Source organism: Arthrobacter sp. B0427-1-12, from assembly GCF_059092905.1.
Genome location: NZ_JBNHIC010000005.1, coordinates 24,999 through 46,650 on the forward strand (window position 1 = coordinate 24,999; position 21,652 = coordinate 46,650).

Annotated in this window: 21 protein-coding genes and 1 tRNA gene; 13 read left to right on the forward strand and 9 right to left on the reverse strand. The window is 66.2% G+C overall.

The features are described 5' to 3' along the window. From AC5RWU_RS05480 to AC5RWU_RS05505, 6 genes are all read right to left on the reverse strand, one after another. Complete coding sequence (locus tag AC5RWU_RS05480) at window positions 1-1,251, reverse strand: sensor histidine kinase (RefSeq protein WP_494030081.1); 1,251 nt, start codon at window positions 1,249-1,251, stop codon at window positions 1-3. A 10-nt stretch (window positions 1,252-1,261) separates the two neighbouring features. Continuing rightward, window positions 1,262-2,119, reverse strand: coding sequence for an ABC transporter permease (locus AC5RWU_RS05485; protein WP_494030082.1), 858 nt, complete (start codon window positions 2,117-2,119; stop codon window positions 1,262-1,264). After that, window positions 2,116-3,090 (reverse strand): ABC transporter ATP-binding protein, encoded by a 975-nt coding sequence (locus AC5RWU_RS05490; RefSeq protein WP_494030083.1) that lies wholly within the window; start codon window positions 3,088-3,090, stop codon window positions 2,116-2,118. The genes AC5RWU_RS05485 and AC5RWU_RS05490 overlap by 4 nt, the downstream gene beginning before the upstream one ends. Window positions 3,091-3,235: 145 nt before the next feature. Then, window positions 3,236-3,490, reverse strand: coding sequence for a PspC domain-containing protein (locus tag AC5RWU_RS05495; RefSeq protein ID WP_494030196.1), 255 nt, complete (start codon window positions 3,488-3,490; stop codon window positions 3,236-3,238). 27 nt (window positions 3,491-3,517) lie between these two features. Continuing rightward, on the reverse strand, window positions 3,518-3,823 hold the full coding sequence (locus tag AC5RWU_RS05500) for a hypothetical protein (protein ID WP_494030084.1): 306 nt from the start codon (window positions 3,821-3,823) through the stop codon (window positions 3,518-3,520). Beyond that, window positions 3,820-5,538, reverse strand: coding sequence for a PspC domain-containing protein (locus tag AC5RWU_RS05505; protein WP_494030085.1), 1,719 nt, complete (start codon window positions 5,536-5,538; stop codon window positions 3,820-3,822). Before AC5RWU_RS05505 ends, AC5RWU_RS05500 begins: the two co-directional genes overlap by 4 nt. A 124-nt stretch (window positions 5,539-5,662) precedes the next feature. Between AC5RWU_RS05505 and AC5RWU_RS05510 the strand changes: the two genes are divergently transcribed. Together AC5RWU_RS05510 and AC5RWU_RS05515 are read left to right on the forward strand one after the other, a co-directional pair. After that, window positions 5,663-7,084: a PspC domain-containing protein gene (locus AC5RWU_RS05510; protein WP_494030086.1), complete on the forward strand. Its 1,422-nt coding sequence runs from the start codon at window positions 5,663-5,665 to the stop codon at window positions 7,082-7,084. Continuing rightward, window positions 7,081-7,743: a LuxR C-terminal-related transcriptional regulator gene (locus AC5RWU_RS05515; RefSeq protein WP_494030087.1), complete on the forward strand. Its 663-nt coding sequence runs from the start codon at window positions 7,081-7,083 to the stop codon at window positions 7,741-7,743. Before AC5RWU_RS05510 ends, AC5RWU_RS05515 begins: the two co-directional genes overlap by 4 nt. A gap of 24 nt (window positions 7,744-7,767) precedes the next feature. On the opposite strand, the gene AC5RWU_RS05520 is transcribed toward AC5RWU_RS05515, so the two are convergent. Beyond that, complete coding sequence (locus AC5RWU_RS05520) at window positions 7,768-8,976, reverse strand: pyridoxal phosphate-dependent aminotransferase (protein WP_494030088.1); 1,209 nt, start codon at window positions 8,974-8,976, stop codon at window positions 7,768-7,770. A gap of 271 nt (window positions 8,977-9,247) precedes the next feature. Between AC5RWU_RS05520 and AC5RWU_RS05525 the strand changes: the two genes are divergently transcribed. From AC5RWU_RS05525 to rplL, 9 genes are all read left to right on the forward strand, one after another. Continuing rightward, window positions 9,248-9,320: transfer RNA gene (locus AC5RWU_RS05525), tRNA-Trp, on the forward strand. 99 nt (window positions 9,321-9,419) lie between these two features. Continuing rightward, complete coding sequence (gene secE, locus AC5RWU_RS05530) at window positions 9,420-9,707, forward strand: preprotein translocase subunit SecE (protein ID WP_494030089.1); 288 nt, start codon at window positions 9,420-9,422, stop codon at window positions 9,705-9,707. 101 nt (window positions 9,708-9,808) lie between these two features. Next, a complete protein-coding gene (nusG, locus tag AC5RWU_RS05535; protein WP_494030090.1) occupies window positions 9,809-10,651 on the forward strand; it encodes a transcription termination/antitermination protein NusG in 843 nt (280 codons plus the stop codon). 145 nt (window positions 10,652-10,796) lie between these two features. Beyond that, the gene (gene rplK / locus AC5RWU_RS05540; RefSeq protein WP_494030091.1) at window positions 10,797-11,225 is read left to right on the forward strand and encodes a 50S ribosomal protein L11; all 429 of its coding nucleotides are present in this window, start codon (window positions 10,797-10,799) and stop codon (window positions 11,223-11,225) included. 115 nt (window positions 11,226-11,340) lie between these two features. Next, window positions 11,341-12,048, forward strand: coding sequence for a 50S ribosomal protein L1 (rplA, locus tag AC5RWU_RS05545; protein WP_494030092.1), 708 nt, complete (start codon window positions 11,341-11,343; stop codon window positions 12,046-12,048). A gap of 79 nt (window positions 12,049-12,127) precedes the next feature. Next, the gene (locus AC5RWU_RS05550) at window positions 12,128-13,219 is read left to right on the forward strand and encodes a GNAT family N-acetyltransferase (protein WP_494030093.1); all 1,092 of its coding nucleotides are present in this window, start codon (window positions 12,128-12,130) and stop codon (window positions 13,217-13,219) included. Between the two features lie 46 nt (window positions 13,220-13,265). Then, complete coding sequence (locus tag AC5RWU_RS05555) at window positions 13,266-13,844, forward strand: GNAT family N-acetyltransferase (RefSeq protein ID WP_494030094.1); 579 nt, start codon at window positions 13,266-13,268, stop codon at window positions 13,842-13,844. A gap of 210 nt (window positions 13,845-14,054) precedes the next feature. After that, window positions 14,055-14,624 carry a 50S ribosomal protein L10 gene (gene rplJ / locus AC5RWU_RS05560; protein WP_494030095.1) on the forward strand — a complete coding sequence of 190 codons (570 nt, stop codon included), beginning with the start codon at window positions 14,055-14,057 and terminating at the stop codon, window positions 14,622-14,624. Window positions 14,625-14,692: 68 nt separating this feature from the next. Next, window positions 14,693-15,070: a 50S ribosomal protein L7/L12 gene (rplL, locus tag AC5RWU_RS05565; protein ID WP_494030096.1), complete on the forward strand. Its 378-nt coding sequence runs from the start codon at window positions 14,693-14,695 to the stop codon at window positions 15,068-15,070. A gap of 110 nt (window positions 15,071-15,180) precedes the next feature. Here rplL and AC5RWU_RS05570 read toward each other — a convergent pair whose 3' ends face one another. Beyond that, the gene (locus tag AC5RWU_RS05570; RefSeq protein ID WP_494030097.1) at window positions 15,181-15,663 is read right to left on the reverse strand and encodes an aminoacyl-tRNA deacylase; all 483 of its coding nucleotides are present in this window, start codon (window positions 15,661-15,663) and stop codon (window positions 15,181-15,183) included. 227 nt (window positions 15,664-15,890) lie between these two features. Between AC5RWU_RS05570 and AC5RWU_RS05575 the strand changes: the two genes are divergently transcribed. Then, on the forward strand, window positions 15,891-16,385 hold the full coding sequence (locus tag AC5RWU_RS05575) for a nucleoside deaminase (RefSeq protein WP_494030098.1): 495 nt from the start codon (window positions 15,891-15,893) through the stop codon (window positions 16,383-16,385). A 27-nt stretch (window positions 16,386-16,412) separates the two neighbouring features. On the opposite strand, the gene AC5RWU_RS05580 is transcribed toward AC5RWU_RS05575, so the two are convergent. Beyond that, the gene (locus AC5RWU_RS05580) at window positions 16,413-17,741 is read right to left on the reverse strand and encodes an acetyl-CoA C-acetyltransferase (protein WP_494036934.1); all 1,329 of its coding nucleotides are present in this window, start codon (window positions 17,739-17,741) and stop codon (window positions 16,413-16,415) included. Between the two features lie 334 nt (window positions 17,742-18,075). Between AC5RWU_RS05580 and rpoB the strand changes: the two genes are divergently transcribed. Next, the gene (gene rpoB, locus AC5RWU_RS05585; RefSeq protein ID WP_494030100.1) at window positions 18,076-21,570 is read left to right on the forward strand and encodes a DNA-directed RNA polymerase subunit beta; all 3,495 of its coding nucleotides are present in this window, start codon (window positions 18,076-18,078) and stop codon (window positions 21,568-21,570) included. Window positions 21,571-21,652: the final 82 nt, after the last annotated feature.

Sequence of the window (21,652 nt, forward strand, 5' to 3'; positions counted from 1 at the left end):
TCAAGCTCCTTCCGGATCGACGGGAACGGACACGGACACCTGAGTTCCGCGTCCCGGGGCGGAATCGACCTGCATGCTGCCGCCGATCTCCGCGATCCGCGCGGCCATGGACCGCAGCCCGAACCCTTCCCGCGGCGAGTCCGGGTCGAAGCCGACGCCGTCGTCGTCCACGGTGAGGGACAGGACGCCGGAATCCTGGGCCAGCGCCAGCCTGGCCGTTGCCGCCTGCGCATGGCGGCGGACATTCGTCAGTGCCTCCTGCGCCGTGCGCAGCACGGCAACCTGCTGGATGGGTGTGAGCGGCGGCAACACCCGGGGCAGCTCCAGTGCCAACGCCGTCCGGCCGCCGGCGGGAAAGGCGGACCGCAGGCGGTGCAGCGCCCCGAGCAGGTTGCCGCCCTGCAGCGGCGCTGGCCCCGACGCTGCAATCAGCGCCCGGGCCTCATGCAGGTTGTCCCGGGCGGTGGACTGGATGGCTTCCAGCCGGTCCGCTACGGAGGCGCCCGGATCCTTGCGCAGCTGGGCCTGGGCCGCTTCGGTGAGCATCACGATCGAGGTGAAGCCCTGGGCCAGGGTGTCGTGGATTTCCCGGGCGATCCGTTCGCGTTCCATCAGCGCGCCCTGAGCCTTGTGGGCGGAGGCCAGCTCGGACTGGGCCGCGTCCAGTCTGGCCAGCAGTTCGGCACGTTCCTCGCTCTGTTCAATGATCCTGTAGATCCACAGGCCCAGGGCCGTGCTGGCGATGAAGGAGATGCTGGACTGGACCAAGGATGAGGCCACAGAAGCGCCGTTCAGTCCGCCGCGCATGGTGATCTGTCCGGCAGCTATCAGGACGCAGACAAGTCCGGTGAGCAGCAGGCCCAGCCGCCGGTCCTGCGAAAACATCCAGATCTGTGGGAACGCGATGAAGAGGACCATCAGCCCGGCATTGGAGGTGAAGGCCAGGAAGGTAATGACTGCCACCAGGATGCCCAGATAGAACCTGGGGCGCCACGTGCCCATGTCCTGCCGGCGGGTGAGGAACGGATAGGCTGCCCCCAGCACTGCCAGGGCACCGAAGAGCCGGAAGTCCGTGGTCTGGTCGGAATCGACGGTGAGGATGAACAGCACCAGGACGGCCAGCGCGGCATAGAACGCGATGTGCCACCAGTGCATGGTGCGGGCCCAGACAGAATGGTCCGGGAGCAGATGGTCCGTCCCGGCCGTCCGGTGTTTCCGGTCCCTCCGGGCGGCAGCGATTCCGTGCGTCATGGCTGCAACTCTATTTTCCGGGCGGCCATTTGAAGGTAAGCCGCGCTGCCAGCAGCCCCACCGCCAGCCAGGCCAGGAGCACAGCCGCGCTGAGGCCGACGTTCCACACACCGGCCGGTTCCGCGGCGGCGAACTCCTCCGGCAGGAAGACCGAACGCAGCCCGCTGGCGGTCCACCGCAGCGGAAACAGGTTGGACAGGTTCTGCAGCCACTCCGGCAGCTGGCTGAAGGGAAAGTAGACTCCGGACGTGAAGGACAACAGCAGCACCGGGATCACGGCGAGCGCCGAGGCGCTCTGGGCGGTACGCGGAAGGGAGGCGAAGGCGATGCCGATGGCGGACCAGGCCGCCGTGCCCAGCAGGATCAGCCAGCCGGCGGTGAACCACTGTTCGGCCGTTTCCGGCAGGGGCACGTCGAAGAGGAACCTGGCCGCCAGCAGCAGCAGGATGGACTGGGCGCCGATGACGTAGAGCGTCTGTCCGGTCTTGCCCAGGAAATAGGAGAGCACGGGCAGCGGCGTGCCGGCCAGGCGCTTGATGGCTCCGTTGAACCGTTCCGCCGCGACGTAGTTGCTCAGGTTCTGGAAGCCGCTGAGGATGGTTCCCAGGGCCAGCATGCCCGGCAGGTAGTAGTGGGCCGGGGTGATCCCGCCCGCCCCGTCGGGTCCCGCCCCAAAGGACGGCTCAGTGCCGAAGACGCTGCCGAACAGCCCCATCATGATGACCGGGAAGAACAAGGTCAGAACCAGGGACAGCGGATCCCGGTTGAAGATCCTGATGTCGACCACGGTCCGGTTGAGGCCAAGGGCCAGCGTATTAGGACGCCAGTGCTCCGCCGTCGGCTGTGTCTGCCGGGTTGAGGTGTTCATTTCACGGCCTCCTCGAGGGGCGCGGCTTCGCGGGATCCTGCACCTTCAGCGGTGCCATCTTGAGCAGCGCCGGCGGCAGCTGCGGCGTGGGCATCGAGCAGCTGCAGGTAGACGCTCTCCAGGTTGGGGCGCCGGACCTCGAGCCCTGCCGGTTCTACGGTTCCGCCGCGGCTGAGGCGGTGGACCAGCGCGGCGGGGTCCGCCGTCGTCTCCTCATGCCAGTTGCCGCCGTCGCGCCAGCGCACGCGGGGGACGCGCAGTTCCGGCCCGCCGAGGCCCGCCGGGGTCCCCTCCGCGATCAGGGAACCGCCCGCGATCACGCCCAGGCGGTCCGCCAGCGCCTCCGCTTCCTCCAGATAGTGGGTGGTGAGCAGGATCGTGGTGCCGTCCTTGCCGAGGCCGCGGATCAGTTCCCAGAAATGCCGGCGCGCCTCCGGGTCGAAGCCGGTGGTCGGCTCATCGAGGAAAAGCAGCTCCGGGCTGCCGATCAGCCCCATCGCCACATCGACGCGCCGCCGCTGGCCGCCGGAGAGCGAGGAAATCCGCGCACCTGCCTTGTGCTCCAGTCCGACGGCGGCAATCACCTCATCGACGCGTCGCGGCCGCGGGTACAGGGCGGCAAGGTTCCGGAGGGATTCGGCGAGTTTCAGCTCGCCGGCGTCGGTGGCTTCCTGGAGTACGACGCCGATCCGTGCCCTGAACGCGGGCGGTGCCTTGTGGGGGTTGCAGCCGAGGACGGAGACCGTTCCGCTGGTGGCCCTCCGGTGCCCCTCGAGGACTTCGATCGTCGTGCTCTTGCCGGCGCCGTTGGGACCGAGCAGCGCATAGGTTTCACCCCGCCGGACGCTGAAGGAGAGCCCGTCGACGGCCAGGAAGGTGCCGCCCTTGGGTTTGGCGTAGCTCTTGGTGAGGCGGTCGACGCTGATGACGTATTCGGCTGTGGGTCCGGTATCCGGGGCGCTGTTTGGCATGGTTCCAGTGTTCCGTGCGACCGGGAACCGGCGGCAGGTGCGGAAGACTGAATCCGGTGTCCACCGGCCGGAGGACAACAGGCTGCCCAGAACCGCGTCCGCCCCCGGCCAAAGGGCCGGGGCGGACGATGCCAACGGATGGCCGCTAGCGGCGGGAGCGGGCGGAGCTGATCAGCTTTTCCAGGGCGATGGTGCCGTCATACTTCGGCAGCAGCAGCCACGCCACCAGGTAGGTCCCGATGCCCACGGACGGCAGCAGGAACAGCAGCAGGGTTGCGATGCGGACAATCGTGACGTCCCAGCCGAACTTTGCCGCGATGCCGCCGCAGACTCCGCCCACCCATCGTTCGGGCCCCCGCTTGATGGGGAAGGAACGCAGCGTGTTGAAGAACTTGTCCATGTTTGAAGCCACTTTCTTCGCAGATGGTTACTTTTTGGAGTTTTTCCGGGTGGCGGCGACCAGGCCGCCGATGACCAGGGCCAGTCCCGAGCCGAGCAGCAGCCCCAGGAAGACATACCCCAGGTCGAAGGTGATGTCCGCCAGCTGTGCGGCCAGGATCAGGACGCCGATCACGGCAATCACCAGTCCCCACACAATAGTCCCGACGCGTGTTCCGCGCTCGGCTTCCAGCAGCGGGGCGGCAGGCGGGGCAGGCAGTTCCGTGGTGCGCTCGCCGTCGTGCTTGTTGTGCGGCTTATTACTTGGCTTATTGCTGGATTCAGTGGACATCATTCCACCTCGCTGATGTCGGTTGTGATGGTGACGGAGCTGAAGGCCCCGCGGATGTCCAGGACAATGCGGTTGCCGGAGCCATCGTCATTCAGGGTGAAGTTCCGGCGCTGCTCGGGCCCGAAATCCTGGTCGGCGGCTCCGTCCAGCCCGACGGCTTCGACAGAGCTGAAGGCCAGCTGGGACCGGACTTCGACCGGGACGTTGTCCGGGACCACGATGGTCATGTTCCCGGCCGCTACCTGCACCGGGACCACGGTCCGTCCCGTGGGCTCGGCCTGGCCGAGGTACCTCAGGTCGAGAGTGCCGCGGCCGGCCGCTACGGTATAGCCTTCGCTGGCCGGATCGGTAATGCTGGGCCGCCAGGTCGTGCTGTTGGCCATGACGCTGTTGACGGTGGCGACGCCCGCGCCGTAAAGGACGGACATGACCACCGCTGCGACGGCGAAGAAGCTGATGATGCCTGCACCGCGGCCGCGGGCGCCCAGGATGACGATGCCGATTCCCAAGACCACCATGGCTGCCGCGAGTGCGACGGCGATGGGGAACCCGCCCAGCGACAGCACGTTTCCGACGTGGAGTGCCATCAGACCCGCGCCGACCAGCAGCGCGCTGCCGGTGATCAGTGCGACCTGCGCACCGGTGGGGCCCGGTGTGTATTTGATCGGCCGTGCCGGCCGCGGGGCCGCTGCGGACCGCTGCCCGCCGGGAGGGAAGGAACCCGGAGGCACGGAACCCGGCGGCATGGGCCCTGGGGAGTATGGGCCCGGGGGATAGGTGCCTGGCGCAGAGGGGCGCGGCGGATAGGAACCGGCCTGCTGGGACGGGTAGATCGGCTGCGTCGCCGCTTCGGACCGGTGCATGCCGGGATGTCCGGGGCCGTGTTCGGGACCGGGGACCGGGCCCGGCACGGGCGCCCCGGGCGGCTGCTGCTTCATGTGTTCTCCATTCGGTGCGGAATATTGCCTGCGCGGGGAACCGGCGTCGTTCCTGTTGCGGTTGACCAGCCACATGACGAAGCCGACCACCAGACCGATCCACAGGACCGCCCAGAGGAATCCACCGAATGGGTTCCCGTCGTAGCCAAAGACGCTGAAGGCCGGATTGAACAGGCCGATGATCGTGACCACGAGCGCCCCGGTCATGCCGGCCGTCCAGACACCCCGACCCGCTTCCTGGACATGGATGCGGCCGTCCGGTTCAGGCAGCAGCGCCCAGGCGACGCCGTAGAGCAGTACGCCGATGCCGCCCAGGAAGAACAGCAGCACGAACAGGCCGCGGACCAGGATCGGATCGATGTCCCAGCGGTGGGCAACACCGCTGGCGACACCGCCGACCCACCGGTCCGGTCCACGCACCAGGCCGAGGCTGCGGACCCATTCGAAGAAGCTGCGCTGTCCGGAGCCCGTCTGCGGGGGAACCTGGTAACCGGCGGTCCCTGCCTGCGGCGGCAGGTGGTAGCCGGCATGCGGGCCGCCCGGGGCGCCATGTGGGGCGGCACCCGCGGTGGCGTCCGCGCTTTCGCCGGTGCCGCCGTCGTTCGCCGGGGCCGGACCGCCTCGGTTGGCGTCCGCGGAGCCGGAAGCCGGGGAGCCGGACAGGGTGGAACCGGAATTCGCGGACCCGGAATTCGCGGACCCGCGTGGGGCCGGCGGTTCCTGCGGCGTGCCCGCTTCGCCGCTGCCGCCATCGGCGGCAGGGTCTGGGTGTGAGTTCATATTTCAATCTTGTCCGCGGCCCGCATCCGATTCCATGGGGGGCTACCCTGAACGGTCCCTGACCCACCCCCGGACGTCCCTGGATAATGCCCCGCGGAACCGGCGGACATGCTTGGATTAACCCATGAGGCCCCCGTTGATCCGTTCCAATGACCGCGTGCTCGCGGGCGTTTGCTCCGGGCTGGCCATCCATCTGGGACTTCAGGTCAACCATGTGCGTCTGGCCATGGCCGCGCTGGCGCTGGCGGGCGGCGCCGGGATCTTCCTGTATGCCTGGCTGTGGATCCTGGTGCCTACGGCGGAGGAGCGGCAGCGGAAGGAACCGCGCAACCCGCTCAGCATCGCCGACAATTTCGATCCCCTGGTCGGTGTGCAGCCCGGCGGCCCGCGGGTCGTCCCCGGTGACCAGCAGCCCGGCTTGGCCCAGCCCGCCGGCACGGACGGCACGGGGCTGCCCGGTCTCGAGGAACCCCGCACCGTGCCGCCGGGTACTGTGCCGCCGGGCTGGCAGGAAAGCGGCGCTGCCCAATCCGGCGGCCCGTCTGGCGCCGCCTTCGCGCCGCGACGGACCGGCCTGAGTGTGGGCATCAAGGAGATCGTGACCGGCGCTGTGCTGCTGGTGGCATCGGCGGTGTTCCTGGCCCAGCAGCTGGGAGCCGAGATCCGCTGGGACATGTGGCTGCCGGTGGCCGCGATTGCCCTCGGGGCAGTCATCGCCTGGCTGCAGCTGGACGACAACCGCCGGACCGGGCTGATGAACCGGGCGGGAGCCGGCAAGGCCTTCGGAATGCTCCGGCTGGTGACCGGACTGGTGCTGGTGATCGTCGGTGTGCTGGTGATGGTGTCCGGACTGGCTTCATGGCCCCAGATCTGGTCCTCGCTGCTGGCCTCCCTCGCCGTCCTGGCCGGCGTGGCGCTGGTGCTGGCTCCGTGGGGGCTGAAGTTCTGGCGGGACCTGGAAGCCGAACGGACCGGGCGCATCCGCGAGACCGAACGGGCCGAAATCGCCGCGCACCTCCATGATTCCGTCCTGCAGACCCTGGCCCTGATCCAGAACCGGGCTTCATCCGAGCAGGATGTGACCCGGCTGGCCCGGGCACAGGAGCGGGAACTGCGCCAGTGGCTCTACGGGGACGCGTCGCGGAACGCCGGAAACCTGGCCGACCGGATCCGTGCGGTGGCCGCGGAGATCGAAGACGCCTACGGCCACCCGATCGATGTGGTGGCGGTGGGCGATGCACCGATGAGTCCGGCCCGGGAGGCCCTGGTCCAGGCCAGCCGGGAAGCGCTGCTGAACGCGTCCAGGCATGCGGGAGGGTCCATCTCCGTATACCTTGAAGCGGGAAGCACCGGGGTGGAAGTGTTCATCCGGGACCGGGGTCCCGGCTTCGACCTGGATGCCATCCCCGAGGACCGGCTGGGTGTCCGGGAATCCCTGATCGGCCGGATGCAGCGGCATGGCGGGTCCGCGGCGATCAGGACCGACCCGACCGGAACGGAAGTCCAGCTGACCTTGCCGCACGAAGCCGAGGGAGAAACATCATGAATCCGGAACCGACTTTGCCCGTCCGCATCGTCATCGTCGATGACCATGCCATTTTCCGCTCCGGGCTCCGGGCCGACCTGGATGAGCGGATCCAGGTCATCGGCGAGGCTGCCACGGTGGAGGAGGCCATCGCCGTCATCCGCGGAAGCCAGCCGGACGTGGTGCTGCTGGACGTCCACCTTCCCGGCGGGCTGGGCGGCGGCGGAGCCGAGGTGCTGGCCGGCTGCGCGGACATGCTGGGCTCGACCCGCTTCCTGGCCCTGAGCGTTTCCGACGCCGCTGAGGACGTGGTCACGGTGATCCGGGCCGGTGCCCGCGGCTATGTCACCAAGACGATCTCCGGCGCGGAAATTTCCGATGCGGTGTGCCGGGTGGCCACCGGCGACGCGGTCTTTTCGCCGCGCCTGGCAGGGTTCGTACTGGATGCTTTCGGCACGGCGGCAGTGGCCAGCGTCGACGATGAGCTTGACAGGCTGTCCGCCCGGGAACTGGAGGTCATGCGGCTGATTGCCCGCGGCTACAGCTACAAGGAAGTAGCCAAGGAACTGTTCATCTCGATCAAGACCGTGGAAACCCACGTGTCGGCGGTGCTGCGCAAGCTCCAGCTGTCCTCCCGCCATGAACTCACCCGATGGGCCGCGGCCCGCCGCCTGCTCTGAACCCTGCGGTCCGGGCGCCGGGAGCTACTTTGCCTTGCCGAGGAACTCCTGCATGCGGCCGACGCCGGTGGCCAAGTCCTCGTCGCCCAGCGCATACGACAGGCGCAGGAACCCGCTGGGGCCAAAGGCCTCACCGGGGACGACGGCGACCTCCACCTTGTCGAGGATCAGTGCCGCCAGCTCGGCGGATGTCGCCGGGCGGACCCCGTCGATCTCCTTGCCCAGCAGGCCGCGGACATCGGCGTACACATAGAAGGCGCCCTTGGGCGTGGGGCAGTCGACGCCGTCGATCTGGTTAAGCATGTCCACGATCGTCTTGCGGCGGCGGTCGAAGGCGACCTTCATCTCGGAGACGGCCGTCAGGGGCCCGGAGACAGCGGCAAGGGCGGCCATCTGGGAAACATTGGCCACGTTGGAGGTGGCATGGGACTGCAGGTTGGTGGCTGCATTGATGACATCCTGCGGGCCGACCATCCACCCCACGCGCCAGCCGGTCATGGCATAGGTCTTGGCAACACCATTGAGGATGACCACCTTGTCGCCCAGCTCCGGAGCTGCGGTGGCGATCGAGGTGAAGGGCACGCCGTCGTAGGTCAGGTGCTCGTAGATCTCGTCGGTGACGACCCACAAGCCCTTGGCTGCCGCCCACTGGCCGATTTCCCTGGTCTGCTCCGGGCTGTAGACAGCGCCGGTGGGATTGGAGGGGGAAACGAACAGCAGCACTTTGGTGCGTTCGGTCAGCGCAGCCTCGAGCTGGTCGATGGTGACCAGATACCCCTGCTCAGGACCGGCGAATACCTCCACCGGCACGCCGCCGGCCAGCCGGATGGCCTCCGGATAGGTCGTCCAGAACGGCGTCGGAACGATGACCTCGTCACCCGGATCCAGCAGGGTGGCGAAGGATTCGTACACCGCCTGCTTGCCGCCGTTGGTGACCAGCACCTGCGACGGATCGACCTGGTAGCCGGAATCGCGCTTCGTTTTCTCGGCGATCGCCTGCTTCAGCTCCGGCAGGCCGCCGGCAGGGGAGTAGCGGTGGAACCGGGGCTGACGTGCCGCCTCGATGGCGGCGTCGACGATGTAACCGGGGGTGGGGAAGTCCGGCTCTCCGGCCCCAAAGCCGATGACCGGCCTGCCCGCAGCCTTCAATGCCTTGGCCTTGGCGTCGACGGCAAGAGTCGCGGATTCGGCGATGGAAGAGATGCGCTGGGAAATGCGGCGTTCGGCAGACATGAGGATCCCGTCTGGTCTGGGGGGAGGCTGGCAGGGAGAAATTCTCGTGGGTCCAGTCTATGCATGGTTGCCTTTCACCGGCGCGAGGCCGTTTATCGATTTGGTTCGATCTGGGCCATAATGGGTGAAGTTCGATGAGCCGGTGGGCTTCAGTTCGACGGATCGCCAAAGATTGCGTAGACTGGACCCTCGGTGTTGAAATCACCATGATGGTTTGCGCTCGCGAATGGGCCCCAGGCACCTTCGCGGCAGACCGGTGAAATCGATCCATAGGGTAGTGGCGCAATTGGTAGCGCAGCGGTCTCCAAAACCGCAGGTTGCAGGTTCGAGTCCTGTCTGCCCTGCGCATGGCTGTCAAGTGCAGTTCAGCATTCAGGTCCTGAAGCAGCAGTTCACGCACTCAATGACGCGCAACCGCTGCAGGGACCGTGTGACCGAAACGGATGAGTGAGGTAGTGGTGACCGAGACGGCTGCTAGCAGCTCCAAGGGGCGCCCCTCCGGCAGCAGGAAGACCGAGAAGCGCGGGATCTTCGCCAGGCTCATTCTCTTCGTCCGCCAGGTAGTTGCCGAACTGAAGAAGGTAGTGACGCCAACCCGCAAGGAGTTGCTCAACTACACGCTCGTGGTGATGACCTTCGTCATCATCATGATGCTGATCGTGGTCGGTCTGGATTTCGTCTTCGGTGCCGGTGCACTCTGGATCTTCGGTGACGGTGCCGGCGGCCAGTAACGTCGCGGGCCGGGACCCGGGCCACCAGAGCCAGCGGGATCCGGCAGCCCTGAGCCGGTACGAATCAAGAAGAGCCCTGAAGAAGAAAGCAGGAATACCAAGTGTCCGAGCATGAACTCGAACGGCAGATCGATGAGGAAATTGATCTCGGGAACGAGGACCAGGTAGCCGAAGCCGACGTCGACGCGACGCCGGCTTCCGACGTTGCCGAGGACGCTCCGGCGGAGGATGCTGCCGCCGAAGAACCTGCCTCCGGCGAAGCAGCGGAGCCCGCTGAAGCCGCGGCTGAAGAACCTGCCACCGACGAAGGTGAGGCGCCCGCTGAAGCGGAAGCCCCTGCCGAGGATCCGGTTGCGGCCTTCAAAGCCAAGCTGCGCCGGCAGCCGGGCGACTGGTACGTCATCCACTCCTACGCCGGCTATGAAAACCGGGTCAAGGCGAACCTGGAGACCCGAATCCAGACTCTGGACATGGAAGATTACATCTTCGAGATCCAGGTGCCCATGGAAGAGGTCGTGGAAATCAAGAACACGGTCCGCAAGATCGTCAACCGGGTCCGCATTCCCGGCTACGTGCTGGTCCGGATGGACCTCACGGATGCCTCATGGGGCGCCGTTCGCCACACCCCCGGTGTCACCGGCTTCGTCGGCAACGCCCATAACCCGGTGCCGCTGAGCCTGAACGAGGTGTTCTCCATGCTGGAGCACACCATCGTCGCAGCCGAACCGCAGGCCGGCAAGCCGGCCAAGGCTCCTGCCGCCGCGACCGTCGTCGACTTCGAGGTCGGCGAATCCGTGACCGTGAACGACGGTCCGTTCGAGACGCTGCCGGCCACGATCTCCGAGATCAAGCCGGAGTCGCAGCAGCTGGTGGTCCTCGTGTCGATCTTCGAGCGCGAAACCCCGGTGACGCTGTCCTTCAGCCAGGTCACCAAGATCCAGTAGCAGCGCGGCATTGCCGTAATATTGTTCTTCGTGCCTTCCGGACCTGCTTTGTCCGGATGGTGCGGCCGGCCGGCACGCCATGCCGGCCACCAGCCCACGGGACGCTCCTGTTCCTTGGGAAAGTTAATAGAGAAGGACCCGTACATTGGCTCCCAAGAAGAAGGTCACCGGCCTTATCAAGCTGCAGATCCAGGCAGGTGCTGCTAATCCAGCTCCTCCGATTGGCCCTGCCCTTGGTCAGCACGGTGTCAACATCATGGAATTCTGCAAGGCGTACAACGCTGCCACGGAATCCCAGCGCGGCAACGTCATCCCTGTGGAAATCACGGTCTACGAAGACCGTTCCTTCACCTTCATCACCAAGACCCCGCCGGCCGCCGAACTGATCAAGAAGGCTGCAGGCGTCCAGAAGGGCTCGGCTACCCCGCACACCACCAAGGTCGCCAAGCTGACCCAGGACCAGGTGCGCGAGATCGCCCAGACGAAGCTGGAAGACCTGAACGCCAACGATGTCGAGGCCGCTGCCAAGATCATCGCAGGCACCGCCCGTTCCATGGGCATTACCGTCGAGTAATTCGGCACCGTTAGAGACATACATAAGGCCTCCGGCTCACACCAGTGATGCACGGCGGCGCGTGGCAGGGCCGGGCGCGGTCCGCAGACCACAACTGCACAAGGAGAATAAGCAGATGGCAAAGCGCAGCAAAGCATATGAGGCAGCTGTAGCGAAGATCGAGGCGGACAAGCAGTACGCCCCGTTCGAGGCAGTTTCCCTCGCGAAGGAAACCAATCCTTCCAAGTTCGACGCAACCATTGAGGTTGCTTTCCGCCTGGGCGTCGACCCGCGTAAGGCGGACCAGATGGTCCGCGGCACCGTCAATCTGCCGCACGGCACCGGCAAGACCGCACGGGTCCTGGTCTTCGCCACCGGTGACAAGGCAGAGGCCGCACTGGCTGCCGGAGCCGACTTCGTTGGATCCGACGACATGATCGAGAAGGTCGCCGGCGGATGGACCGACTTTGACGCCGCCGTCGCGACCCCGGACCTGATGGGCAAGGTCGGACGCCTGGGCAAGGTCCTCGGCCCGCGCAACCTGATGCCGAACCCTAAGACCGGCACGGTGACCCCTGACGTCGCCAAGGCTGTCAATGACATCAAGGGCGGAAAGATCGACTTCCGCGTCGACAAGCACTCCAACCTGCACTTCATCATTGGCAAGGCGTCCTTCGACGTCCAGAAGCTGGCGGAGAACTACGCGGCAGCACTGGAAGAGGTCCTGCGACTGAAGCCGTCCGCTTCCAAGGGCCGCTACATCCAGAAGGCAACGGTTTCCACCACCTTCGGTCCGGGCATCCCGGTTGACCCGAGCGTCACCAAGGTCCTGACCGAAGCCTAATCACAGGCATGAAGGGGGCGGAACAGCAGCAGCTGTTCCGCCCCCTTTTCCGTATCCCGCCAGCCGCTACCATAAGTCCATGACCCCGACGCCGGTGCGCCTGGAACGCCTGGACCTTCCCGCAGCCGTCGATTCGGCCGGTGCCGACGGCTTCCACGGCTATGCGCAACTGGCCAACCTCGTGGACGGCGTGATCTACGGCAACAACGACCACTGGGTCAGTCCCGAGGTGCGCCTGGCCGGGTCCCGTCCGACCGACTATGCGGACAGGATCCTGTTCCTGGCCCGGGCCGGCGGCAGGGTCGTCGGCAGCGTGGAAGTGGAACTGCCGCGTACCGACAACCTGCATCTTGGCTATGTGTATGTCATGGTTCATCCGGCCTTCCGGCGGCAGGGCATCGGCTCGGCGCTGCATGCCGCGGCCGAGGCACTCATCGTCACAGCCGGACGCACCACGCTCCAAAGCTGGAGCGAGCGGGCCGCGGATTTCAACACGGGCGGACCCGCCGTCGTCGAACCCGCCACCGGGACCGGCAGCCTTCCCGGCAATGATCTCGGCGTGCGGTTCGCGCAGAGGTTCGGCTACCGGCTGGAGCAGGTGGAGCGGATGAGCGTCCTGCCGCTGCCGGCGGACAGCGGCGTCCTGACCCGGGAGGAGGCCGCGGCACAGTCCGTGGTCGGGCGCGAGTACCAGCTGCTGGCCTGGGACGACCGCTGTCCCGATGAGGTGGTGGACCAGTATGCGCGGCTGCGCCAGCGGATGAGCGTCGATGTGCCCAGCGGGGAGCTGGCGTGGGAGGAAGAGGCATGGGACGCCGCGCGGATCCGCGACTGGGAGCGCCGCCACGCGGAAAAGGGCGGCCGGATGCTGGTCGCCGCGGTCCGGCATGTCCCCTCCGGCCAGCTGGCCGGGCATACCATCCTGGAGTGCTACCCGGACAAGCCGGAGGTGGCCTACCAGGAGGATACGCTGGTGCTCACCGCCCACCGCGGCCACCGGCTGGGCATGCTGCTCAAGGCCCGGAACCTTCGCCGGCTTGCGGAAACCTGGCCACAGGCGCAGCGGCTGTACACGTGGAACGCGGCGGAGAACGCCCACATGCTGGCCATCAACGTCCGGCTCGGATTCGCCTCTGCCGGGTACATCGGCCTGTGGCAGCGGGCCGTCTAGGTCCGCGCGCGGCCCGGCCGTGCCTGGACGCTGTTAAAGTTGGACGGTGACCATCATCCGTGAAGCCACCGCCACCGACGCCGCGCAACTCGCTGCACTGGCCGCCGTCACCTTTCCGCTGGCCTGCCCGCCCGGGACGCTGGCGGAGGACATCCGCGGCTTCCTGGCCACCCAGCTCAGTGCCGCCAGGTTCGCGGACTACATCGCCGACCCGGCCCGGGTGGTGTTCACCGCCGAGGACGACGGCGAATTGGTCGCCTACAGCATGCTGGTCGCCGAGGAGCCAGCGGACCCGGAGGTCGTCGCTGCACTGACGGCCACGCCGAGTGTCGAGCTGAGCAAGTGCTATGTGCACCCTGACCACCACGGGCAGGGCCTGTCCCACGCCCTGATGCAGGCGAGCATCGACTGGGCGGGCCGGGAGCGGAACGGAAGGACCGCCGTCGTACTCTGGCTTGGAGTCAACCAGCAGAACGCCCGTGCCCTTGCCTTCTACGGAAAGTCCGGCTTCCGCCGGGTCGGCACCAAACATTTTACGGTGGGCGCGGTAACGCACGATGATTTTATCCTGGAGCGGCCGCTGCCGGCCAGCGCGGATTTGGAGGCAGCGTCCGCCTTCCGGTAAGGTGGAAACACCAAAGACCGTCGGTCGTTGAATTCCCACCAGAATCCAACCGAAAGTCCCGTGCCCGGGACGGCCTGCGCAGGTGAACGAACGCAACCTCCATGGTGATCCAGCCGTGATCCATCCCGAGGTCAAGCCCCGTGCATCTGCCCGGGGCGTTTTTTATGCGCGGGACCTGACCCCACCGGCACTATCCCCGGAAGGAGGGTTATGGCAACGCCAACCAAGGTGGCAGCAGTTGAAGAAATCACCACTGATTTCAAGGAATCCACTGCTGCAGTCCTAACCGAATACCGCGGGCTCTCCGTTGCACAGCTCAAGGAGCTGCGTCGTTCGCTCGGCCAGGACAACAAGTACTCGGTCGTCAAGAACACCCTGACCGCAATTGCAGCCAAGGAAGCTGGTGTCGAAGCCTTCGAAGGCCAGCTCGCCGGTCCCACTGCAATCGCCTTCATCAAGGGTGATGCAGTTGCAGCTGCCAAGAGCCTGACGGATTTCGCGAAGACCAACCCGCAGCTCGTCATCAAGACCGGTTACTTCGAGGGTAAGGCCCTTGACGCCGGCGAGGTCGCGGCACTGGCTGCTCTTGAGTCCCGTGAGCACCAGCTCGCCCGTGTTGCCGGTGTCCTCAAGGCGCCGATGGCAGCTCTGGCCCGCACCGTCGATGCACTGCGCATCAAGCTCGAGGAGAACGGCGGCGAAGCCGCTGCTCCCGCTGAAGAGGCTGCTCCCGCAGCCGACGAGGCACCCGCCGCAGAAGCTGCCCCGGCAGCTGAGTAGAAGCACGGCTTCTCTCCCAACTCAAAACTCCTGGTGCGCAGGCACCACTTATAGGAAGGACGCCAACCATGGCGAAGCTCACCAACGAAGAGCTCATTGAAGCTTTCAAGGAACTGTCCATCATCGAACTGTCTGACTTCGTCAAGCTGTTCGAAGAGACCTTTGACGTCACCGCTGCTGCTGTTGCCGTTGCCGGCCCCGCCGCTGGTGGCGCTGCTGAGGCTGCTGAAGAGCAGACCGAATTCGACGTCGTCCTCGAAGCTGCCGGCGACAAGAAGATCGCTGTCATCAAGGAAGTTCGCAGCCTGACCTCCCTGGGCCTGAAGGAAGCCAAGGACCTGGTCGACAGTGCTCCGAAGGCTGTGCTGGAAGGCGCGACCAAGGAAGCTGCCGAGAAGGCGAAGGAAGTTCTCGAGGCTGCCGGCGCCACCGTCACCGTCAAGTAATTCCGCTTCACAGCATGGAACAGGCCCTGCTGGGCAGTTCCGCCGAAAAGCCCCACACTCACCGCGAGTGCGGGGCTTTTCGCTTGTTATGGGCCGTCGAGTTATGAGCCCTACATGGGGTCGCTGATGTCCGCGACCGTGGCATCCAGCGCCTTGACCAGCGCATCGGCGTGGACAAAGAGGCTGTAACCGTGTTCGCCGGCGCCCATTGATACGCTTTTACCCAGCATCTGTTCATCGGCGTAGACCGGCCACGGTGTGGTGCTGCCCAGCGGAGTGATGGTGCCCCGCTCGTACCCGGTGGCTTCGAATGCTACATCGGCATTGGGCATGGACAGCTTGTTGACCCCCAGAAGCGTCCGGAATTTGGGCCAGGAGATCTGCCGGTCGCCCGGAATGAGCGCGAAAAGGAAGCTGCCGTTCTGGTGCTTGACCACCAGCGACTTCACGATGTCTGCGGTTTCTATGCCCAGCAGCGCGGCGGCTTCCTGGAGGCTGCCGGCCGCGGGCCGAACCACGATGTCCAGCTCCAGTCCGCGCAGATCCGCATCCGCCTGGACCCTTTCTTTCCCCGTTAACGCCTTATCGTGCATGATGAAAAACCTTTCCAAGGGCCCGCCGGCGGGCGGTTGCGGACGCCGGTTGACGTACCGGCCTGCAGCGCATGTGGCGCCAGTCTACGGTCTTCCCCGGGGCAAAGGGGAAGGGCGGATGGCCCCGGCCGGCGGATCGTTATGGGGAAGTAACGGGGGAGCGCCTAAAGTGGATCCCGAAGCCTGGCGATTCCGCCGGCTCGGAATCGCGTCCTGGAGGAGCGGACATGAATACGGCCGGCAGCCTGCCCGACGAAGCCGACGTGCGCTGGCTGTCGAAGACCGTCGAGCTGGCCACCGGCAATGTCGCTGCCGGCGGCGGCCCCTTTGCGGCCCTGGTGGTGCAGGACGGCCAACTGCTCGCCACCGGGCACAACCGCGTCACCCGCGACAACGATCCCACCGCCCACGCGGAAGTCACGGCCATCCGCGCGGCCTGCGCCGCCACGGGCGACTTCCGGCTGGCCGGGGCCACGCTGTACACCTCCTGCGAGCCGTGCCCGATGTGCATGGCATCGGCGCTGTGGGCGCGGCTGCGCCGGGTCGTCTACGCCGCCAACCGCCACGACGCGGCGGAGGGCGGCTTCGACGACCGCGAGTTCTGGGAGCTCTTCATGCGGGACCGCGTCAGCTGGCCCACCGGCGTCGAACTGATCCAGCTGCCGGACCGGCGCAAGCCCTTCCAGGCCTGGCTGGCCGCTGAAACCCGCACCGGCTACTGACCGGGGGCTCGGCCGGTAGCCCGGTGACTAGTTCCGGTACAGCAGCAGGGCCTCGCCCTGGCCGCCGCCGCCGCACAGGCCGACGGCGGCACGTCCGGAGCCGCGGCGCTTCAGTTCCAGCGCCGCATGCAGGGTCAGCCGCGCGCCGGAGGCACCGATGGGGTGGCCCAGCGCGATGGCTCCGCCGTGGAGGTTGCACTTTTCCAGCGGCAGGCCGAGTTCCTTCAGCGACTGCACGGCCACCGCGCCGAAGGCCTCATTGATCTCAACGAAGTCCAGGTCCGCCGCCTCCCAGCCGGCGCGGCCCAGGGCCGCGGCAATCGCGTTCGACGGCTGCGAGTGCAGCGAATTATCCGGTCCCGCCACCTGTCCCGGTTTGCCGACGACGGCCAGGACATCCAGGCCCAGCCGTTCGGCAGTGTCACGGCTGGTCAGCACCAGGGCCGCGGCCCCGTCGGACAGGGGGGAGGAGTTGCCCGCGGTGATCGTGCCGTCCTGGGCGAAGGCCGGACGCAGCCCGGCCAGCGTCTGGACCGTCGTGTTCGGGCGGACGCCTTCATCGGCAGTGAGGGCCAGCGGCTCACCCTTGCGCTGCGGAATGGTCACCTGGACGATTTCGTCCTTGAAGACACCTGCTTCGGCCGCGGCCGCGGCGCGCTGGTGCGATGCAGCAGCCACTTCGTCCTGGGCCGCGCGGTCGATGCCCAGCCGGCTGTTGTGCCGTTCGGTGGAGGCACCCATGGACTCGTTGTCGAAGGCATCGGTCAGCCCGTCGTGGGCGACGGCGTCGACGGCCTGGATGTTCCCGTAGGTCCAGCCCTGCCGGGAACCGGGCAGCAGGTGCGGAGCGCGCGTCATCGATTCCTGGCCGCCGGCGACGACGATCTCCGCATCCCCACTGCGGATCAGCCGGGCCGCGTCGATTACCGCGGTAAGCCCGGAGAGGCAGACCTTGTTGATCGTGACGGTCGGAACGTTCCAGCCGATGCCCGCCTTCACAGCGGTCTGGCGCGCGGGGTTCTGCCCGGCGCCGGCCTGGACAACCTGTCCCATGACCACGGCGTCGATCCGGTCGGCGCCGACCCCGGACTTTTCCAGTGCGCCGGCCACCGCCAGGGCACCGAGTTCGACGGCGGTCAGGGGCGCCAACTGGCCGTTGAGGCGTCCCAGCGGAGTCCTGGCGCCGCCCACGATCACGACGTCGGTGCCATTTGGCGCGGTATGCGCTACGCTTGGTTTCGGCCCGGCCGCATTTCCCGGAGGAGTACCCCGCGGGGTACTTGCCGAACGGTCCGCGGCCGCGATAACCTCGGCTGCATCGTTTGGGGGGTTGGGGCCAGTGGCGTCGCGCGTCATGGTGCTCTCTTTCATCGTTGAAATCGGGGCTGTTCCTAGGCTACTCCGGGCGCGTCCGGTTTGCGATGCGCGGCCGGTCACATTATCCTGCCACACCCATTGGACATGGCAGGCCCTTCCGCGTAGACTGAGTGTTTGCGTCTCCCCCTTTAACCTCAGGCCTTCATATAGCGGTGGGCTTTGCCTTGCGGTTGCTTTTAACGACACAGCGTGTGTCCGTTCATCAAAGGCAGTCCTGGGCCATGGATCATATAGCGGATCCATCGGGTAGCACTTCCTGCAGTGCAGGGGCGGAAGCGCTGAACAAGCCTGAAGGTCTGTGGAAGGATCCCTCTTGGTCGCCTCGAGCACCTCTAATAACGTAACCGCTGCGCGTCCGGCCACAAGCCGGCTGTCATTCGCTAAGATTCACGAACCGCTGGATGTTCCCAATCTTCTTGCCCTTCAGACCGAGAGCTTCGACTGGCTCGTCGGCAACGAGCGCTGGAAGGCGCGCGTAGAGAAGGCCCTGGAAACAGGGGAGCAGGGCATCGCGACCACGTCCGGCCTCGCTGACATCTTCGAAGAGATCTCCCCGATCGAAGACTTCCAGGGCACCATGTCCCTGTCGTTCTCCGAACCGGAGTTCGCCGATCCCAAGTACACGATGGCCGAGTGCAAGGACCGGGACGCTACGTACGCCGCCCCGCTGTACGTCAAGGCCGAATTCATGAACAACAACACGGGCGAAATCAAGCAGCAGACCGTGTTCATGGGTGATTTCCCGCTGATGACGGACAAGGGCACCTTCGTTATCAACGGTACCGAGCGTGTCGTCGTTTCCCAGCTGGTCCGTTCCCCGGGCGCCTACTTTGAGCGCACGGCGGACAAGACCAGTGACAAGGACATCTTCACCGCCAAGATCATCCCGTCCCGCGGCGCCTGGTTCGAGCTCGAGATCGACAAGCGCGACCAGGTCGGCGTCCGCCTTGACCGCAAGCGCAAGCAGTCCGTCACCGTGCTGCTGAAGGCCCTGGGCTGGACCGAAGGCCAGATCCTGGAGACCTTCGGCAACTATGATTCCATCCGCGCCACCCTGGAGAAGGACACCACCGAAACCCAGGAAGACGCGCTGCTGGATATCTACCGCAAGCTGCGTCCGGGAGAGCCGCCGACGGTCGAGGCTGCCCAGACCCTGCTGGACAACCTGTACTTCAACCCGAAGCGCTACGATCTGGCCAAGGTCGGCCGCTACAAGATCAACCGCAAGCTGGGCATCGACAAGCCGCTGGACGCACCGGATGCTTCGGTGCTGAACATCGACGACATCGTCGCCATGATCAAGTTCCTCGTCGCGCTGCACGCCGGTGAGAAGACCCTCATGGGCCGCCGTGACGGCGAGGACCACGAGCTGCGGGTCGAGATCGACGACATCGACCACTTCGGCAACCGCCGTATCCGCGCGGTGGGCGAGCTGATCGAAAACCAGGTCCGCACCGGCCTGTCCCGCATGGAGCGCGTGGTCCGCGAACGGATGACCACCCAGGACGTCGAGGCCATCACGCCGCAGACCCTGATCAACATCCGTCCCGTGGTGGCAGCCATCAAGGAGTTCTTCGGAACCTCCCAGCTGTCCCAGTTCATGGACCAGAACAACCCGCTGGCCGGCCTGACGCACAAGCGCCGCCTGTCCGCGCTGGGCCCGGGCGGTCTCTCCCGCGACCGTGCAGGCATGGAAGTCCGTGACGTCCACCCGTCGCACTACGGCCGCATGTGCCCGATCGAAACCCCTGAAGGCCCGAACATCGGCCTGATCGGTTCGCTGGCATCCTACGGACGCATCAACGCCTTCGGCTTCATCGAAACCCCGTACCGCAGGGTCGAAAACGGCCAGGTGACGGACCAGATCGATTACCTGACCGCCGACGACGAGGTGGAGCGGACCATCGCCCAGGCCAACGCGCCGCTGCTGGAAGATCAGCGCTTCGCCGAAGACCTGGTGCTGGTCCGCGCCCGCGGCGGCTCCGGTGAACCGGTGCTGGTCGAGGCGGCCGACGTCGAGTACATGGACGTTTCCCCGCGCCAGATGGTGTCCGTGGCAACCGCCCTGATCCCGTTCCTTGAGCATGACGACGCCAACCGCGCACTCATGGGCGCCAACATGCAGCGCCAGGCTGTGCCGTTGCTGCGCTCCGAGGCTCCGCTGGTGGGCACCGGCATGGAGCGCTACGCCGCCGTCGACGCCGGTGACTCCGTCACCGCCGCCAAGGCCGGCGTGGTCACCGAGGTCTCCGCGGACCAGGTCGTGACGCTGAACGACGACGGCACCGAGACCCGGTACCCGATCATGAAGTTCGCCCGTTCCAATCAGGGCAACGCCTACAACCAGCGCGTCACCGTCGCCGAGGGCGACCGTCTGGAAGTCAACAGCATCATCGCCGACGGTCCGTCCACTGACGGCGGCGAGCTGGCCTTGGGCAAGAACATGCTGGTGGCCTTCATGTCCTGGGAAGGCCACAACTACGAGGACGCGATCATCCTGTCCCAGCGCGTTGTCTCCGAGGATGTGCTGACCTCCATCCACATCGAGGAGCATGAGGTCGATGCCCGCGACACCAAGCTTGGTGCCGAGGAAATCACCCGTGACATCCCCAACGTGTCCGAGGAGGTCCTCTCCCAGCTGGACGAGCGCGGCATCATCCACATCGGTGCCGAGGTCGAAGCCGGGGATATCCTGGTCGGCCGCGTCACCCCGAAGGGTGAAACCGAGCTGACGCCCGAAGAGCGCCTGCTGCGCGCCATCTTCGGCGAGAAGAGCCGCGAAGTCCGCGACACTTCGCTGAAGGTCCCGCACGGCGAGTCCGGCACCGTCATCGGGGTGCGCATCTTCGACCGCGACAACGACGACGAGCTGCCCCCGGGCGTCAACCAGCTGGTCCGCGTGTACGTGGCGCAGAAGCGCAAGATCACCGACGGCGACAAGCTCGCCGGCCGCCACGGCAACAAGGGTGTCATTTCCAAGATCCTCCCGATCGAGGACATGCCGTTCCTTGAGGACGGCACGCCGGTTGACATCGTCCTGAACCCGCTGGGTGTGCCCGGACGTATGAACGTCGGCCAGGTGCTGGAAATCCACCTGGGCTGGATTGCCAAGCAGGGCTGGAAGATCGAAGGCGAGCCGGAATGGCTGAAGAACCTGCCGAACCTGCCGCGCGAGATTGACAGCACTACGGTGGCGACCCCGGTCTTCGACGGCGCCAGCGAGGCGGAGATCAGCGGCCTGCTCGATGCCACCAACCTGACCCGCGACGGCGAGCGCCTAATCGGTTCCAGCGGCAAGGCCCGGCTGTTCGACGGCCGCTCCGGCGAGCCGTTCCCGGATCCGGTGTCCGTGGGATACATGTACATCCTGAAGCTGCACCACCTGGTGGACGACAAGATCCACGCCCGCTCCACCGGCCCGTACTCCATGATCACCCAGCAGCCGCTGGGCGGTAAGGCGCAGTTCGGCGGCCAGCGCTTCGGCGAGATGGAAGTGTGGGCGCTGGAAGCCTACGGTGCCGCCTACACCCTCCAGGAACTGCTGACCATCAAGTCCGACGATATCCACGGCCGCGTCAAGGTGTACGAGGCGATCGTCAAGGGCGAGAACATCCCCGAACCGGGTGTTCCGGAGTCCTTCAAGGTGCTGATCAAGGAAATGCAGTCGCTCTGCCTGAACGTGGAAGTCCTGTCCACCGACGGCAACACGATTGAAATGCGTGACTCGGATGAAGAAGTCTTCCGGGCCGCGGAAGAACTGGGCATCGACCTCTCCCGGGCCGAGCCGAGTTCTGTCGAAGAGGTCTAGCGGTGACGGTGCCCGGCAAAGCCGGGCACCCGCCGTCGTACTTCTTCCCGTAACCCACAAGACTTTCAGATTTAGAGAACAA

Coding starts and splice junctions, on each gene's coding strand:
- AC5RWU_RS05580 (WP_494036934.1), bottom strand. CDS start 17,741: ATGACGCGCGACGCCACTGGCCCCAACCCCCCAAACGATGCAGCCGAG.
- AC5RWU_RS05485 (WP_494030082.1), bottom strand. CDS start 2,119: ATGAACACCTCAACCCGGCAGACACAGCCGACGGCGGAGCACTGGCGT.
- AC5RWU_RS05570 (WP_494030097.1), bottom strand. CDS start 15,663: ATGCACGATAAGGCGTTAACGGGGAAAGAAAGGGTCCAGGCGGATGCG.
- rplJ (WP_494030095.1), top strand. CDS start 14,055: ATGGCAACGCCAACCAAGGTGGCAGCAGTTGAAGAAATCACCACTGAT.
- rplL (WP_494030096.1), top strand. CDS start 14,693: ATGGCGAAGCTCACCAACGAAGAGCTCATTGAAGCTTTCAAGGAACTG.
- AC5RWU_RS05520 (WP_494030088.1), bottom strand. CDS start 8,976: ATGTCTGCCGAACGCCGCATTTCCCAGCGCATCTCTTCCATCGCCGAA.
- AC5RWU_RS05515 (WP_494030087.1), top strand. CDS start 7,081: ATGAATCCGGAACCGACTTTGCCCGTCCGCATCGTCATCGTCGATGAC.
- AC5RWU_RS05480 (WP_494030081.1), bottom strand. CDS start 1,251: ATGACGCACGGAATCGCTGCCGCCCGGAGGGACCGGAAACACCGGACG.
- AC5RWU_RS05495 (WP_494030196.1), bottom strand. CDS start 3,490: ATGGACAAGTTCTTCAACACGCTGCGTTCCTTCCCCATCAAGCGGGGG.
- rplA (WP_494030092.1), top strand. CDS start 11,341: ATGGCAAAGCGCAGCAAAGCATATGAGGCAGCTGTAGCGAAGATCGAG.
- AC5RWU_RS05490 (WP_494030083.1), bottom strand. CDS start 3,090: ATGCCAAACAGCGCCCCGGATACCGGACCCACAGCCGAATACGTCATC.
- AC5RWU_RS05500 (WP_494030084.1), bottom strand. CDS start 3,823: ATGATGTCCACTGAATCCAGCAATAAGCCAAGTAATAAGCCGCACAAC.
- AC5RWU_RS05510 (WP_494030086.1), top strand. CDS start 5,663: ATGAGGCCCCCGTTGATCCGTTCCAATGACCGCGTGCTCGCGGGCGTT.
- AC5RWU_RS05550 (WP_494030093.1), top strand. CDS start 12,128: ATGACCCCGACGCCGGTGCGCCTGGAACGCCTGGACCTTCCCGCAGCC.
- secE (WP_494030089.1), top strand. CDS start 9,420: ATGAGTGAGGTAGTGGTGACCGAGACGGCTGCTAGCAGCTCCAAGGGG.
- AC5RWU_RS05505 (WP_494030085.1), bottom strand. CDS start 5,538: ATGAACTCACACCCAGACCCTGCCGCCGATGGCGGCAGCGGCGAAGCG.
- AC5RWU_RS05575 (WP_494030098.1), top strand. CDS start 15,891: ATGAATACGGCCGGCAGCCTGCCCGACGAAGCCGACGTGCGCTGGCTG.